The sequence below is a fragment of the Enterovibrio gelatinilyticus genome (genome assembly GCF_028683095.1).
Lineage (GTDB): Bacteria > Pseudomonadota > Gammaproteobacteria > Enterobacterales > Vibrionaceae > Enterovibrio > Enterovibrio gelatinilyticus.
Window position 1 is genome coordinate 189,329 of record NZ_JAJUBC010000007.1, and the last position, 17,421, is coordinate 206,749.

General features: G+C 44.8%; 8 protein-coding genes. All 8 read left to right on the forward strand.

The window, feature by feature from the left end:
* Window positions 1–117 precede the first annotated feature (117 nt).
* On the forward strand, window positions 118–2,994 hold the full coding sequence (locus LRP50_RS08430) for a DEAD/DEAH box helicase (protein ID WP_274164014.1): 2,877 nt from the start codon (window positions 118–120) through the stop codon (window positions 2,992–2,994).
* Between the two features lies 1 nt (window position 2,995).
* Window positions 2,996–7,993, forward strand: coding sequence for an Eco57I restriction-modification methylase domain-containing protein (locus LRP50_RS08435; protein ID WP_274164015.1), 4,998 nt, complete (start codon window positions 2,996–2,998; stop codon window positions 7,991–7,993).
* A gap of 125 nt (window positions 7,994–8,118) precedes the next feature.
* Window positions 8,119–11,064 carry an ATP-binding domain-containing protein gene (locus LRP50_RS08440; protein ID WP_274164016.1) on the forward strand — a complete coding sequence of 982 codons (2,946 nt, stop codon included), beginning with the start codon at window positions 8,119–8,121 and terminating at the stop codon, window positions 11,062–11,064.
* 725 nt (window positions 11,065–11,789) lie between these two features.
* A complete protein-coding gene (locus LRP50_RS08445) occupies window positions 11,790–12,347 on the forward strand; it encodes a hypothetical protein (protein ID WP_274164017.1) in 558 nt (185 codons plus the stop codon).
* A 154-nt stretch (window positions 12,348–12,501) separates the two neighbouring features.
* Window positions 12,502–12,990, forward strand: coding sequence for a hypothetical protein (locus LRP50_RS08450; protein WP_274164018.1), 489 nt, complete (start codon window positions 12,502–12,504; stop codon window positions 12,988–12,990).
* A gap of 194 nt (window positions 12,991–13,184) precedes the next feature.
* Entirely contained in the window at window positions 13,185–15,506 is a 2,322-nt protein-coding gene (locus tag LRP50_RS25690) for a hypothetical protein (RefSeq protein ID WP_337992906.1), read from the forward strand.
* A gap of 2 nt (window positions 15,507–15,508) precedes the next feature.
* Window positions 15,509–16,228 (forward strand): OmpA family protein, encoded by a 720-nt coding sequence (locus tag LRP50_RS08460; RefSeq protein ID WP_274164019.1) that lies wholly within the window; start codon window positions 15,509–15,511, stop codon window positions 16,226–16,228.
* Complete coding sequence (locus LRP50_RS08465) at window positions 16,225–17,367, forward strand: HNH endonuclease (RefSeq protein ID WP_274164020.1); 1,143 nt, start codon at window positions 16,225–16,227, stop codon at window positions 17,365–17,367. The genes LRP50_RS08460 and LRP50_RS08465 overlap by 4 nt, the downstream gene beginning before the upstream one ends.
* Window positions 17,368–17,421 lie beyond the last annotated feature (54 nt).

The following is a 17,421-nucleotide window of genomic DNA, read 5'->3' on the forward strand; positions in this document are numbered from 1 at the left end:
ACGTAAATTCATCACATAGATACAAAGCAGGGTTTTCGTCATGGAGGCCCTGCCCAAACTTCCCTACTATATGCAGCTAACTATCGAGTTCATCGGTTTAGCTGAGCAGAGAACAACATGTCACAAACTAACACGCACTATGCGCCAGGAATGCGGATTGTCATTCGTGATGCGGAATGGGTTATTCAAAAAGTCGACCACAGTTCAGATGGCGGCCACCTTATTACTTGTGAAGGTATTTCAGAGTTAGTCCGCGGGAAAGAAGGACGCTTTCTTACGTCTCTAGAAGGCGAGGTTGAAATCCTTGACCCGAAAAATACCAAGCTCATGGAAGATGAGTCACCGGGCTATAGTGCGTCTAAGCTCTACATCGAAAGCATGTTGCGCAGCCGTGTTCCGACCGATGAAAAAGTGCACATGGGCCACAAAGCGGCGATGGATCCACTGCCATTCCAATTAGACCCAACAAAAATGGTTCTGCAGCAACCTCGTCACCGCATTTTAATTGCAGACTCAGTAGGTTTAGGTAAAACGCTGGAAGCCGGTATTCTGGTGTCTGAACTTATCCGTCGAGGTAAGGGCAAGCGTATCCTGGTTCTGGCAGTGAAATCCATGCTGACCCAGTTTCAGAAAGAGTTTTGGAGCCGTTTCTCCATTCCGTTGACGCGTTTGGATTCAACTGGCTTGCAGAAGGTGCGTAATCGCATCCCAACCAACCACAACCCATTCCACTACTATGACAAGGCGATCATTTCTATTGATACGCTCAAGCAAGACGTGGAATACCGTCACTATCTTGAACAGGCTTATTGGGACATCATCGTTATCGATGAAGCGCACAACGTCGCAGAGCGTGGCTCCCATTCTCAGCGCAGCAAACTCGCTAAACTGCTTTCCCGCCGAAGTGATAGCTTAGTGATGCTGTCAGCAACACCGCACGACGGTAAGCCAGAGAGCTTCGCCAGCTTAATGAACATGCTGGACGCAACGGCAATCGCGAACCCAAGCGAGTACAGCTATGACGACTTCAAAGACAAAAACCTGATCGTTCGTCGTTTCAAGAAAGACGTCAAAGATCAGATGAAAGGCGAGTTTCCTGAGCGCAACATTCAGTCAATCTATTCCAAGGCAAGCCTTGAAGAAGAAGAGGTCTATCGTCGTCTTGTCGCAGCATCGCTTAAAAGTATGGACAGTGGCCGCAAGAGCAGTCGCCTCTTTAAAGTCACACTTGAAAAAGCACTGTTTTCTAGCCCAATGGCTTGCTTATCGACAGTAGAGAATCGCATTAAAAATCTGGAAAGGAAAAACGACCCAGATTTCTACGACGACATCAGCGAGTTGGAATCTCTCGCTGCGGCATTGAAAAACGTTACCAAGCAAAGCTTCAGCAAGTACCAGTCTTTGCTGGACACCGTGATAAAAGACCTGAAGTGGAAGAAAACCCAAGGTGATGATCGTCTGGTCATCTTTACTGAAAGTTTGAAAACACTCGATTTCCTCTATCAAAACCTGAAAGAAGACCTAAAGCTAGGTGAGGCGGCTATTGCTCAACTTCATGGTGGCATGTCAGATACTGACATCATGCAAGTGGTCGAAGACTTTGGTAAAGAAAGCTCAAAACTGCGTTTGTTGGTCTGTTCCGATGTGGCGTCGGAAGGTATCAACTTGCATCACCTCAGCCACAAAATGGTTCACTTCGATGTGCCATGGTCATTGATGGTATTCCAACAGCGTAATGGTCGTATTGATCGTTATGGTCAAACCCATCAACCACAGATCCGCTACTTGCTTACCCGAAGTGACAACGAGCGTATCCGCGGTGATATGCGCGTGCTGGAGGTGCTGATTGAAAAAGACGATCAGGCACAGAAGAACATCGGCGACAGCTCAGAATTCACCCGCTCTTACTCGCAGGAAGAAGAAGAAGCCCAAGTCGAAAACGTCATGTTTAGCGAAGAAAACGACTTCGATGCAGCGGCATACCTTGAGAACTTCTATGACTCAAATATCGAGAGCGATGAAGACGATATTTTTGCCGGTTTCTTTGACGAGTCTCCAATCAGTGAAGACCAATCAGAAGCGAAAGAGATGGTCAGTCTTTTCAGTGACGACCTAGAGTACTGCCAACAGGCATTGAAGTACCTTAAACATCAAGGTCAGAACATCATCTCAGAGATCGATAGCACAGGTGTGTTATCGCTGTTTGCGCCTAAAGATTTGCGCCAGCGTTTCAAATTCCTGCCGCCTGAAATTCAGCCCACGGAAGAAAATAAATACACCCTACGTTTAAGTAATGATTTGAACGTCATCAACCACGAAATTGTGCGCTGCCGTGGTGAACAAACCGCATGGCCGACAATTCAATATCTATGGCCCATCAACCCGGTAGCACAGTGGCTTGGCGACAAAATGATGAGTGCTTTTGGTCGTCATCAAGCGCCTGTACTACGAATGCCAGCACAATTTGATAGCTACGAAGATCACTTTGTTTTATCTGGCTTGTTCCCAAACCGCAAATCTCACCCAGTGATTAACCCATGGTTAGTGGTGAGTTTTGAAGATGGCGAGTTAAGTGGCATCGAACGTTTTGAAGATTTCGTTGAAAAGCATCCTTTCCACATTAGTACGCTATCGAACAAAGGCGGAGAACGTGGTCACGAACGCCAAGAGGAATTATTGGGTCGTGCCATAGATGCAGCGTTACCGTACTTACAATCCATTCGAGACGATGTTGAACGTGAGCTCGATAAGAAACTGTCCGAGCAAATGGAAAAGCTAGAGGCGTTGCGAGGTAAGCAAATGCGTCAGCTCGAACTCGACTTTGGTGAGAGTAAACAGGCCGAAACTTTAGTACAAAACCGTAAAGCGCAACGCGAACGGGAAATTGACCAAGTGTTCAATGAATACCTGCACTGGATTGAAGACACCATGACAACAGAAAAAACACCATACATTCAGCTGGTGGCAGTAATAACAGGCGCTGAGGGTTATTAGTATGGCACTGGTTGGAATTACAAACGAAAACGACTTTTACTCTCACCACTACCTCAGTGAGATCTTTGTTGGCGATATTCGCGGCGTACTGGAAGGCTGGCAAAACAAAGAACACGAAGCCAGAGAAGCAGAGCGAGCTGATCGTGAAAAAGGCGGCAACCCAGCAAAAGGCTACCGCACGCCATTTGATGCGCTACGCAGTTATTCCGGTGAGTATTTCCGTGAGCTAAACCAGCACAAAGCAGTAAAGGGTGAAAGCAAACGTCTGGCAAACCAGCGCAGTCGCTGGACGCCAATCATGCAAGCGCTCGGCTACGTACTGAAGCCTACAAGCGTATTGATTGACGGCGCAGAGCTACCGGTATTATCCGCCTATCAAGACACACAAGGGCAACCATTACTGTGGATTGTGGAAGCACATGACAAATCCGGCGACGATGCTGATCCACTCTCATTGCCGCTGTTGGCAAGCCAGCTAGAAGCGGTCAACGAAGAAAGCCAAAAGGCACTCAAGCAAAACGCACAGGGCGAACCGCTGACATGGCAAGATTTGGTATCGAAGAAGGTATTCAGCGCGCAAGAACCCCCTCGCTGGGTGCTTCTGCTCGGTAACCGTCAGTGCTTGCTGCTTGACCGCACTAAGTGGGCGCAAAACCGCCTGCTGCGTTTTGACATTGAAGAAATTCTTAGTCGAAAAGAAGCCGATACGCTAAAAGCCACGGCAGCATTGCTGCACAAAGATTCGATTTGCCCAGAGCAAGGTCAAAACCTGCTGGATAATCTCGACGAAAGCTCGTACAAACATGCTTTTGCCGTGTCTGAAGATCTCAAATACGCGCTGCGTGAATCAATTGAGCTATTGGGTGATGAAGCGGCCAAGCAACTGATTGAAAAGGGCTTCACCTATGAAGGTAAGAGCAATATCGATCCGAATCAGTTGAGCTTGGAATGTTTGCGCTATATGTACCGCATGCTGTTCTTGTTCTACATTGAAGCCCGCCCAGAGCTGCAATACGCGCCGACAGACTCGGAAACCTATCTGAAAGGCTACAGCCTTGAAGCACTGCGTGAATTGGAAATGGTGGATCTCACCACCGAAGAATCTCGCAATGGTCACTACATTCATGACAGCTTACAAATGCTATTCCGTCTGGTATCGAACGGCTTCAGTGGCAAGAAAACCTCGTCTCGTGACAACAAGAAGGGCGAGCGCGATGAAGATCTGTTTGCGGAAACCAGCCACTCGTCGCTCGTGCATAGCTTCAGCATCCGTAAACTAGAAAGTCACTTGTTTGATAATGAACGCATGCCGTATTTAGGCCGAGTGATCTTCCGCAACGAAACCCTGCAACGCATTATTGAGTTGATGTCATTAAGCCGTCCAGGTAAAGGCAAAAGCAAGCGTCGTGGCCGAATTTCTTATGCGCAGCTTGGCATTAACCAGTTAGGTGCGGTGTATGAGGCATTGCTTTCTTACCGTGGCTTCTTCGCTAAGACTGACTTGTACGAAGTGAAGAAAGAAAACGAAGAAGTCAACGAGCTGGAAACAGGCTACTTTGTGACTGCCGAGCAGCTTGCGGACTACAAAGAAGGTGAAAAAGTATTCAACAAAGACGGTTCACTGAAATGCCACCAGCGCGGCAGCTTTATCTACCGCATGGCAGGGCGCGACCGCGAAAAATCGGCCTCTTACTATACGCCAGAAGTACTCACACAATCTTTGGTGAAATACGCACTGAAAGAGCTGTACAAAGAGCAGATTGAACCGCTTGAAAGCGCAAGTGAAAAAGCAGACAAGATCCTCACCTTGAAAGTTTGCGAGCCAGCAATGGGCAGCGCAGCGTTCTTGAACGAAGCGATCAACCAACTTGCTGAAAAGTACCTTGAACTGAAACAGCTTGCTGAAGACAAACGCATTCCACAAGAGCAATACACCCGTGAACTGCAACGTGTGAAAATGTTCATTGCCGACAACAACGTCTACGGCGTCGATTTAAACCCGATTGCGGTAGAACTGGCCGAAGTGTCACTGTGGTTGAATGCCATTAGTGATGAAGCGTTTGTGCCTTGGTTTGGTTATCAGCTCTATAACGGTAACTCCCTGATTGGTGCGCGCCGTCAGGTATTCTCAACCGGCGATCTTGCTTACAAAAAAGCCAAAGACCCAAGTTGGCTAAACATAGAGCCAAAACGTTTAGGTCACAGTGATTCACGTAAAGACCAAGAGGTGTACCACTACCTGCTGCCAGACAACGGCATGGCGGACTACAGCGATAAAGTGGTGAAATCGCTCAAAGAGAGTGAAATCAAAACCATCACTAATTGGCGCAAAGAGTTCGTCAAATCGTTCACGCCAGATGAAAAAGCCCAAGTGCTGCGCATCTCAAGCAAAATCGATGAATTGTGGCAAGAGCATACGGTACAGCGCCGCAAGGAGCGTGACATTGTCACAGATAGCCTAAAAGTGTGGCCAGAGTCTGAACACTCAGAGCAGTTAAGCTCAACTCACAGTAAAGATGCACTGCTGAAAAAATCTCAGCATGAAGGCTCTGCCGTTTACCCACGACTAAAAATGGTGATGGACTATTGGTGTGCACTTTGGTTCTGGCCAATCGACAACGCTAATGATCTGCCAAGCCGCGCCGAATACCTGGGTGAAATCGAACAGGTGCTGGAAGGCTACACAGTGACAGAAACTGTAGTCACCGAGGAAAGTTCAGGCCAAATGGCGATGTTCGCTGAAGGCAGTCAACAAACCCAAGATCTGTTTTCAACCAGCCGTGGTGGAATAGTCAATAAGGACTTCCTGTATGGTGTGTTCCCACGCTTGCGTAAAGTAGATGAATTAGCAGCGCGCTATAAATTCTTCCATTGGGAGCTTGAGTTTGCTGACATTTTCACTGACAACGGCGGTTTTGATCTGATCCTCGGTAACCCACCTTGGTTGAAAGTGGAATGGCAAGAAGGTGGCATTATGGGTGACTATGAGCCGCAATTTGTGCTCCGTAAGTTCTCTGCATCCAAGTTGAATACGCTACGTGAAGAAACGCTGTTGCGTATGCCTGCGTTGGAGCAAGCCTATTTCTCTGAATATGAAGAAGCGTCAGCTACGCAAAACTTCCTCAATGGTTTGGTCAACTATCCAGAGCTGAAAGGTATTCAGACCAACTTGTTCAAATGTTTCTTGCCTCAAGCATGGCGAATCGGTGGGCGACGAGCGATGTGTGGTTTTTTACATCCAGAAGGGGTTTATGATGATCCTAAAGGCGGGAAATTAAGATCGGAAATCTATCCTAGGTTAAAGCTTCATGCGCAGTTCCAAAATCAACACATGCTTTTTCCAATTGGTCATCGTAATAAATATAGCTTGAATATCTTCAAGTCATGTAAGCAAGATAAGGCCCAGTTTTTAAATATAGCAAATTTATTTTTGCCAAAAACAATTGAACTATCATTTGAGCATGACGGGAATGGCAGTGTTGGTGGTATTAAAAATGATGACGGTGATTGGGATGAATCTGGCCATAAAGAGCGTATCTTAAGAATTGACGAGAACAGACTAAGTCTATTTGCGTCCCTCTACGATTCAGAGGGAACGCCTGCACTTGAAGCACGTCTGCCTGCTTTACATTCATCACAGCTAATTTCAGTACTTGAAAAGTTTGCGGAGCAGCCAAAACGTTTAAGCAACCTACTCAATAGCTATACATCAACAGTGATGTTTGATGAGACTTATGCTCAGCAAGATAAAACTATAAAAAGGGATACTCAATTCCCTAATGATGCATCAGAGTGGGTATTGTCAGGCCCTCATTTCTATGTAGGTGCTCCAATTTACAAAACACCTAGAGCGATCTGCACGGAGAAAGGTCATTATGATACGGTTGATTTACAAACTATCCCAGACAACTACCTCCCACGCACCAACTATGTACCAGCGTGTGATGCCGAAGAATATCTGCGCCGAACACCGAAGTTGCCTTGGATTGATGAGGCTGATTTGGCGGCTTGGCAAGCAAATGGTGCTAATCCAGCAGAGAAGCCTGAGCCTCGTCCGGTGACGGATTATTATCGTTTCGTTAATAGGGAGATGTTGAGCCAGTCAGGTGAAAGGACGCTGATATCTATAATAGTTCCCAAGGGGGCTGCCCATATCAATACATGTTTAGGGACGGTATTTAAACGGCACGATGACCTGTTGGATTATTTTGGTATGACATTGTCTATTCCAGTTGATTTTCGTGTAAAAAGCACGGGAATGGGGCATGCTAATACAACGTTGATCAATCAGCTTCCGGTGCTCTCTGATGACATTTATCGAGTAGCTATTCATTCTCGTGCTTTAGCTTTGGTATCTTTGACAACAGCTTATCAAGAGTTGTGGGGTGAATGCTTTAAAGCGCAGTTTAAAAATGAAACTTGGGCAAAAAGCGATCCCCGTCTTCCAAGCAGTTTCTTCCAAAACTTAACCCCAAAATGGCACCGTGATTGTGCACTACGCACTGATTACGCTCGTCGTCAAGCATTGGTAGAAATTGATGTGCTGGTTGCAATGGCATTGGGTATGACCTTGGAAGAGTTAAAAACCATCTACCGTGTTCAGTTCCCAGTGATGCGCCAGTACGAGGCCGATACTTGGTACGACCAAACCGGACGTATTGTGTTTACCGCATCAAAAGGTTTGGTCGGCATAGGTTTAGACCGTAAGTTCAATAAGAAAAACGGTTTTACCACCACGATTGAAAACGGTGTATATGATAATCGTGCCCAAGGTTTGGGCTCAGAAACCGAACCGCTGACAGACACTAGCGTGCAACTGGGCTGGGAAGATATCCGCGAACTGAAATCCGGCAAGGTTTACAAAACCTATATGGATGACACCCAACCAGGCGGCCCAGTCGAGCGTACCATCGAATATGTAGCTCCATTCGACAAGTGCGATCGTGAACGCGACTACGATGTGGTGTGGGCCGAGTTTAAGCGTCGCTTTAAGCAGTAAAAATTAATTCTTTGAGGCCTTCTCAGTAACATATATCTGAGAAGGTTTTTTTTGCTTCCCCTGTTTCTACAGGGCCTGAATTCGTCGTAAAAGACCAACAGATTGTGAACCCGAGAGGAAAAAGAATGCGCCAAGAGTGGCTATTGCCATCGCAAATGAATGAAGTGTCGGAATCTACTGCTCAGGAAACTAAGGGGGCAGTAGAGCAGGAACTTTGCCAACTGGAAGAGATGATTAGCAAAATTGATGAACTTCGCAAGCGGGGGGCTTTTGGCATTGACGCCCAGCGCCGCCTTCAAGGTTATGAAGAATTTAGGCGACACGCTGTTGGTAAAGTCATTACGGTTGAAACAGAGAAAGAAGGAAAGCTCTCTTTTCGTGTATCTCAGGCCAATTCCGATTTCGCGATGACAAGTGGCAACTTGGCGACACCGCTTTCTCCAGTGGGGTACTTATGCCGTCAGGCTTATTTGGGGTTTGAGGGTAAGAGTCCGGCTTGGGGAACCTATGAAGTCGTAGAAGTTCGAACGCTTTCGCGATTTTTTGGTCAGGAAGCAGAAGATAACATTCTCAACTACAAAAGTATGGAGAGGAGCGTATTTCCAGATTTATACAGCACTGATGAAAACATGTTCCATGTTAGTAACCTATCGAAGTCGCTCAATAATTGGTTTTCAAGAGACCAATCTTCCGATAGCAACCAAGCATCTACAGATGATGACAACGCTGAAATAGAAAGCGGTGTTGAATTTGATACCTTTGAAAGCTTCGACTTTTTTGAAAATTTTGATTCCTCCAATGAGTTGTTAGGTGAAGATGATGATTATCGCTCCGTTAACGCAATGGAGGACGATCAGATTGATGAATACTATGGTTTGAGTAACTATTTCTACTTGAATCCTACGAAAGAGCAATTAGACGTAATGTGTAGCTCTGTCTCTAAAGGACCCATGCTTATCGAGGGGGTTGCGGGGTCAGGCAAGACATGTGCGGCTTTGGGGCGAGCAAAAACACTGTGTGATGCAGCTTATGGTGCGAGTGATCAAGTCATTGAGTCTACCACTTTCTTTTCTCAGGAAAGTAGTGTGGGGTTCGTTCGTACGGGCGAGTTGGTGCAGTATTTAAAAGCAACATGTCTCGAACTTGGATTGGCGCAGTTACCCATCTGTGAATACAAAGAGTTACAGCATGATCTTCAACAACTGCGAGATGTGGAACAATGGTCATCGCGGAAGTCAGGAGATCAGCAGACATCCCAATCAAAGTACCGCTACCTGACATCACTTGATTACTCTTTTGATTCAGAGACCACCATGGAGTGGCTTAAGCTGGTTGATGGCTATGCAACACAAGTTATTGCTGAACGAATGATAAAGGTTGCCAGTTCGTTGCGTATGCCAGAGTCGTTAGTTTTGACGCCACAGCTCCCCTATGAAGACGCCTCAGCACTTGTCGATATGTGCAAAGACGTTTATTTACAATCTGTGAGTATGTTGGCCCAGCATATCCAAAGTAATACCAGTGCTTTAGGTCTGGATAAAATAGTGCTAGAGCTAAATGCAGTGATTTCACGTTTAGAAAATCAACTGTTTGATCCTCAGAGTAAATGGATATCAACTGGAAAAGGCAAGTGGCAAAAAGTTCAGTCTCGTAAGCAAGCGTTGTCAAAGCTTAGAAGTGTCAATGGGACATTTATTCGCTACAGCAAGCAAGAGAGAATTCAAAACTTTGTTGTTTCTAATGCATCTGATCTAAAAAACCTTATTCGTTCTAGTGATGTCGTAAAGGATCAATTTGGCGTTACCATTGAAGAGGCACAAAGCGATATTGCATGGTCTGAGAGTAAAGATAATGAGGTGTCTAAATCCGCCGTACCGCATTTTTCATGTGAGCAGGGTGGTAAGAGATATGCAGTATTTATTGTTGAAGAAGAAGACATCGATTTTTACGCTGTAAAAAATGAGCTTTTGGTTAAGGTTGAAGGCCAGATTCGTCCAGCGCTAACGAGCAACCCATTCCATGCTGTGCTTGAAAAAAATGCAAAAGCGGGTGTAACAAAAACCACTTTGGCTAAAGAGCTCCGTAGGCAGCTTAAAAATCGACTCTTTAACAATCTGCATTTCTCTGATTTATATGCAGCAGCATTGGCGTTAGCCGAAAAATCGGGTGAAGCTGTATCACTGCCTGCTAAGCGCATCAATAACAAGCAACTGGCGGATCATGATATCGACGTTATCCTTGCTCTCGCTCATGTTATGAGTCGCAGTGCTAACATAGATACAATTAAAAATTTACCTTCAAGGCTGGCTGAGCCCACCTACTATCGTTCAGTGTTTGTTGATGAGGTTCAGGACTTCACTGAAATCCAGATCTTCTTGATGGGGGCTCAAGCTCATCCAGATTACAATGCGGTCACCATGGTAGGTGATATGCAACAACAGCTACTTAGTGGGAAAGTGAGAAATATTCAAAGTTGTTTCCCTTATCAAACCAGTGTCGATTCTGTTTTATTGAAAGAAAATAAACGCCAAGAAAAGCAGCCCCAGCTATTGGCGACATCTCATCTTTTCCGAGCATTGGTGCAAGATGATGGCAGAATGGCAATTTCTAACCTTGATGAAATGCGCCGATTGTCGAGAGTTGGCGGTGCTAAAGAGTTTATCGATAACACGTTCGAAAGTTGTGATGATGATGTCGTTCAGGTGATTAAAAAGCTGCCTAGAGGTAGAACTATCGCCGTCATTTGCCCAACAAATGAGATGGCTGTTGAACTAGAAAGCCGACTACGTGATGTCCTCGCTGCTGAAAATTTCAGACAATCTTATGTCGCTGAACGAGTGGATTTATCCAAAAAATATTTGGTCCATTTCTCGAGCCCTCAAAATATCAAAGGGTTGGAGTTTGATACCGTCGTTCTTGTCGGAATGGAAAGGGTTGATTGGAACAGTCAGGTTGATAGAAATAGCGTATACGTGGCGGTTTCGAGACCTAGAAAACAACTTGTAGTAATTGGGGATAGAGAACAGGTTCCAGAACATGTAATTGATTGTTTTGCTGTTGAACAAGTTTAGCAGATGGTTTTTCTCACACTTCTGGTGATGTAAACAGGTCCGTTGCCAATCAGATTAGTAATTAATCATTTCAGCCGGAGTATTGAAGCTCCGGCTCTTTCATAAGTTTCATCAGGCCCAGGAGAGCGCACCATCGAATACATCGTCCCATTCGACAAGTGTGACCGTGAACGCGACTACGATGTGGTGTGGGCCGATTTTGAGCGTCGTTTTAAGCAGTAAATAACAAAAATATAAGTTGGTTGTATTCACTGACTTCTAATATAATCCGCGAAAACCAGAGCCTACGTGCTCTGGTTTCTTTTTTGTTCGTAGGTTGTTGTATTTCTGAGGTTGCTAATGAGTTTAGAAAGTCCTGATGATGTTTTAAAACATGCTATTTCAACCTTTAGTGAGGCGACTCAAGGATTGGCAGAGCTTCATGTAAGCTGTTTCAAGAGGGGAGACAAGAACATAACGACATGTCGCCTAGAAAGTAAGTATGTAAGATTGTATTCCTTTCGAGTTATAACGCTCTACTTTTCACGGTATAACTACCCTTTACGAGTCAAAATCATTTCTGATGAGATGTATCGTCATCTCAAGGTTGATGAGTATACCTGCGAAAATAAAAATGACTTCTGCGAAACCCTTGAGAAAGTGTTCCTGTCGGAGATATTTACTAAGGAAGTTCAATTGTTAATCTATAAAGCAGCTTCATCTATTCCTCAAGGTGACTAGTGTAGATGGACGTCTCAAAATTCACTATTAGTTTCCCTAGATACTTTGAACTCCATAGTGAGCGAAATGTAATGGAGTGTGGAGAGTTTGTAATTTCGTGGCCGAATTATTCAATGCGTAAGGACAGTTTCGGTTTCCCAGGTAATGAAGAGTATATTATCGAATGGCCGGATTATTTATTTGGCTGCGATGCTGTTGGTATTGGTAATGACTTTGTTCTTAATTGGCCGGAATTCTTATTTGTCAATGGAAAGCCTAAGTTAAATAATTTATGTGAGGGCGATAAAAATATCAGGTTTCATGGTGATATTAAAGGTGGCCCATTTACTATTGGTTGGCCTGAATATAATTTCGATAAAGATACTGCGGATTACTCAAAGGCTATAAAGGTATCAGAAAAAAAACACCGAAACTTTTACTACTCATCATTTACCACTTCAAGAGCAGCGAGTTTCTACGACCATAGTGAAAATTTCAAAGGTGTTCAATACGTTTCAGGTCATTATCGTCGCCTGAAAAATGGGTCCACAGTGTATGTGAAGCCACATCGCCGCGTTCGATAGTTGGTTATGATTTGCGCCAATGTTCAATCTTGTCTACGTGATACTTCATAAGCTTAAAAAACACCTTGTACAAATTATCATTTGATATTCTAACTTCCAGATATGGCCAATCTCGGTCGCGTTTTAAATTCATCCAAAAATGAGAGGTTACAAATTGGAATTACTTATTCTTATTGCTATTTTTGTTGTGCTTTGTGTCATGATTTCTGCAAAGAAAAAGGAATCAGCAGACCTAAAGAGACAAGAGGAACTGACTCAATTACAGAGAGATGAAGAAGAGGCTAAATTTCTAAAAGCAGCAAAAGACCGCGCGAAATACAAGCAGGAAATGCAGGTACTCTCAGAAACGCTCAAATGCGGAATACTTTTGTATGCTTGGCGTGAATTGGGTCAGACACCTAACGAGCTAGAGTCATTAATTGGATTTAATCAGATAGCCAAGTCAATAGAGCACCAGAAGGATATGATTAACGACCTGCTAAGCAGCGAGAGTTACATTGAATTTCTATGCACTGATGCAATTGACCTAACTGGAAAGGATGTGACCGATTTAGAGTGGGCGACCGTTATCAAATGTATCTGTGCTAACTACTGGACGCTAACAAGGCAAGCTGACAAGCGTTTAAATGTTCTGTCTTCGTGAATGTATCGATTCATTACTTCATAAGCTTATGAAGTGAATGCCTTGAAAAACATTTGGTAATTTTTATTAAGTCTATTTCATAAATGTTTTCATAATGTTTTATCTGGTTAAATTCTGACATTTATCTTCTGATCTATTCCTCACTCGATATAATGTTTGCCCTTTAAATAATTCAAAATGATGCTGTATAAAAAATGAGCGAATTTCTGTCTGGCATTATTGCCTCTGTATCTGCAAACACATTTTCAGATCTATTTATTTACCTTATTGGCATTGTCTTTGCTGCTAGTTTTTTCATGGCGGTAAAAGGCAAAGGAAAAGGGTTTGTAAGTGGTGCCCCTAACCTAATGACCTCTTTGGGTATTTTGGGCACATTTGTTGGTATTGTTGTTGGCTTGATGGAATTCGACCCTCAAAACATTGATGGCAGCATCGAGTTGCTTTTGGCAGGTTTGAAGACGGCCTTTTTAACCAGTTTGGTAGGCATGTGCGCAAACATATTGTTCAAAGCTATTGAGCCGTTCATCCCTAGTAAAGAGATGGCTGTAGAAGGTGTTGGGCCAGATGAAATTCACGCTGTGATGAGCCAACAACTAAAAGTTTCAGAATCGTTGGTTGAATCAATTCGTGGTGATGAAGACTCATCGATGACATCTCAGACTCGATTAATGAGGGCAGACTTTAACGACGGTATGAAGTTTATCCAGTCATGGTTAACGGAAGCCAACAAGCAAAACAAACAAGGCTTGGAACACCTAGATCAGATGAGACAGTCACATGTGGTATTCAGCGAGCGATTGTGGATCAAAATGGATGAGTTTGGCGACATGCTCTCTAAATCAGCCACTGAGCAGGTTATCAACGCGCTGAAAGAAGTGATTGTGGACTTCAATAATAACCTTACCGAACAGTTTGGTGAGAACTTCAAGCGTCTGGACGAGTCAGTGAAAAAACTGGTCGATTGGCAGGAGAACTACCGTCAGCAACTCGAAGAGATGGCACACAAGTATCAGTTGGGTGTCGACGCGATCTCGTCTACTGAGAAGTCTGTTGCCCATATCAGTGAGCGCACCGAAAGCATTCCTCAAACCATGGAAAAACTCCACACGGTAATGGAGCTAGGACATGGACAGGTTACAGAGTTAGAGCAGCGTCTGGATGCATTCAAAGACCTTCGCGATAAAGCGGTGGAGGCGATGCCGGAAATTAAACGCCAGCTGGATGACACCATGTCGGTGATCAGTACTTCAGTGAATGCGGCTTCCGCACATTACGAAACCATGTTGGCTGAATCCAAGGCAATGATTGAAAGCTTCAGTGATGAGCAGAAGCAGGCAACTCAGCAGTTTACGCAGTCTACTGGTCAAGGTATTGAGACCATGACAACAGAGCTGGGCTCGGCATTGAACAACATGAACGAATCTATCAGTAAGACTATCGAGTCAACAGGTAATCAGCTTCTTGTTACTGTCGAAGATAGCATGGGCAAAGTGACAACGTCGGTTGATGCCACAAGCACGACGTTTGAGCGTCTTGCAACTGAAACCAACAATACCATCGAGCAATATACGACCTCAGCTAAAGAAACCTTGAAAGCTGCTAACGAGCATTTGGAGATCGCGAGAGATGAAACGCGCTCCGCGCTGGATTCCTTCTCTTCGAAAGTGACGGAGACGGTTGATTTCGTAGGCCAGTCTTTGATTGAAAACACAGAAAAAGTTCTAGGCAAGGTCTCTCACACGGTTGAGGAATCTGTTGATACTTTTGAGCAGATGAACGAAGCGTCACAATCGCTTATTGAGCAGTACGGAAGAGACTTCACGAACGCGTTGGACAGTTACTCTGCTACCGTACATGGCAGCTTGAATACGATTAAGTATGAAATGGATGCTGGTGCCGTTGCTATGTCAGATGAGCTAAAACAAGGTGCTCTGGAAATTGGTGGCAAGCTTGCGCAAAGTGCAGATGAAATTACAAGCAACGTAGGCGACGCTTCTGGCCGTTTGCAGTCCATTGTTGATCACTTGACTTATCAAACAGAAGAAATCAAAGAACACTTGCGCTTGACCATGGAAGACCTTAACGAAAACGTGCGCGAGATGGTCATTGATCTGAAAGAAAACTCAGAAGCAACCATGAAGATCCTTATCCAGGGGAATATGGATCTGGGCCAGAATACGCAGCAGACTCAACAGCATATGGTTCAGGGAATAAAGGAATTACAAAATCGCCTTGAAGGTGTACTGGAAGAAGTGTTTGAGGCGCAGGTGCGTGAAGTGAAACGTACTTTCGAAAGCTTGGAAGAGCAGGTGATCGATAGCGTTGCTCAAACAGGCCAAGCCGTTGAGAAGCAAGTAGAAGTACTTGACCTTCAGATGCAGCAGGAGATTAACCGTGTCATCAACGAAATGGGGCAAGGCTTGGCGACCGTTACCCAACAGTTCACGCGTGATTATGGAAAACTCACCAACGAAATGAAAGCCGTGGTTAGCAACGTAACGAAATTGGCGAGCTAAGCATGAGTAATGTATTTGGGAAAAGGTCTTCCGCCTCAGATGGCGGTGACCATTGGATGTCCGTATCAGACCTGATGGCGGGTCTGATGATGGTCTTCTTGTTCATCTCAGTGGCCTTGATGCGTGATGCGATGAACGAGCGAGACAAGATAAAAGAAGTCGCAGTGACTTACGAGAAAACCCAAGAAGCGATTTATTTGGCTTTGGTGAGGGAGTTTTCTGAAGACCTCGAAAAGTGGGGCGCAGAGATTGATCGTAATTCGCTGAGCTTGAATTTCACAGCACCCGATGTTCTGTTTGCCAATGGTAAGTCAGATCTTACTAATACCTTTGAATTGATTCTGAGTGATTTCTTTCCTCGATACTTGGAAGTGCTTAATGAATACAAGCCATCAATCCAAGAGATAAAAATCGAAGGTCATACCTCTAGTCGCTGGAATCACGACTCAACGGATTACGAGGCATATTTCAACAACATGAATTTGTCACAGTCACGGACAAGGGCGGTGTTGGGTTATGTGATGAATTTAGATTTAGTGATCAAAGACCCGTTCACCTACTCATGGGTGAAGCAGTATGTTGCAGCTGTCGGTTATTCGTCCTCAAAGGTTCTTAAGAACAAACATGGCGTGGAATTAGCACAACGCTCAAGACGTGTATCTTTTAGAGTGATCACAAACGCTGAGGAGCAGATTCGTAAAATCCTTGGGGGCGCGGAGTGAAGCTCTCCTTTGACATGGCAGCCCTGCAAGCGGCAATTGATATGATGCCGCCGGACAAACTTGGGCAGTTTAACTTGCAATACACCCCCAGCAACATTGACCCGATCGATATTGAATTGGGTCAAGGCAAGATTGTTGAACTGAAAGATGTTGATACAGACACCGGCCTATTAAGTTACAAGGGGCGCCAGGTACTTCTGTATATTCAGGATGTTGGCACCTCTGTTGTTGCGGCACTTAATAATCCAGATAAAAGCGGCCCTAAATACCATGTTGCAGATTGCGCAAAGCTGAAAGGCATGCGTACCCAAGGACTTTTTGAGAGATATGTGGTCACGAATGATGTGAGCGGTGAGTTCTTAATCACTGGTACTCACTACATTGATGGGCGGGACATTGAGGGGCGAGCTAGGCTCAATGTGTGCAAATCTTGTATTAGAGCCTTGAATTATCAAGGTTACTCAACGGGTGATGCCGCGCAGAAAGACGCAGTTTTCAATGGCTTTGATATGGCGCGCTTCTTTTCAACGTACAGCTCATTCTTCCCGCACATGCCACAACGAAAGTCTGGCGATACGCGTAAAGATTTTACTGACGATTGGGGCAAACTCAGTGCGAAATATAAAGTCGAACATAAATATTGCTGTGAGCAGTGCGGGGTTGATCTAAGCAAGCACAAGGTCCACTACCATGTTCATCATATCAACGGTATTAAGCATGACAACTCACCGTCAAATTTAGTGGGGGTATGTGCCGACTGTTTGAGCAAAGAGAGGACCGCGAAGGAATCTTACGTCATGCATGATGTAAGACAGTTGATAGCAGGCTTACGTCGAGAACAATCACTGACAGAAGAGTTAGGTAGTTGGGATGACGTGTTTGAGTTTACGGACCCTGCGGTACATGGTGTGTTGCACCACTGCCAAAAAGCGAAAGTGAGAATGCCTGAGCCTGGGTACGATATTCAAAACACGAATCAGGAAATTGTCGCCCTGTTAGAACTGGCATGGCCAAACCGTAAATTCGGTGTGGGAATTGCTGCCAGTGATATTGTGCAAGCCAATGAAAATGGTTGGTATGCCATCAGTGTGCAGGAGTTTCTGAGTGATACAAAACATGCGTTTGCATGGATTCGGTAGTTAGAAGGCCTCTATACGAGGCCTTTATTCCATATTTACTCTTAAAACAGCCGA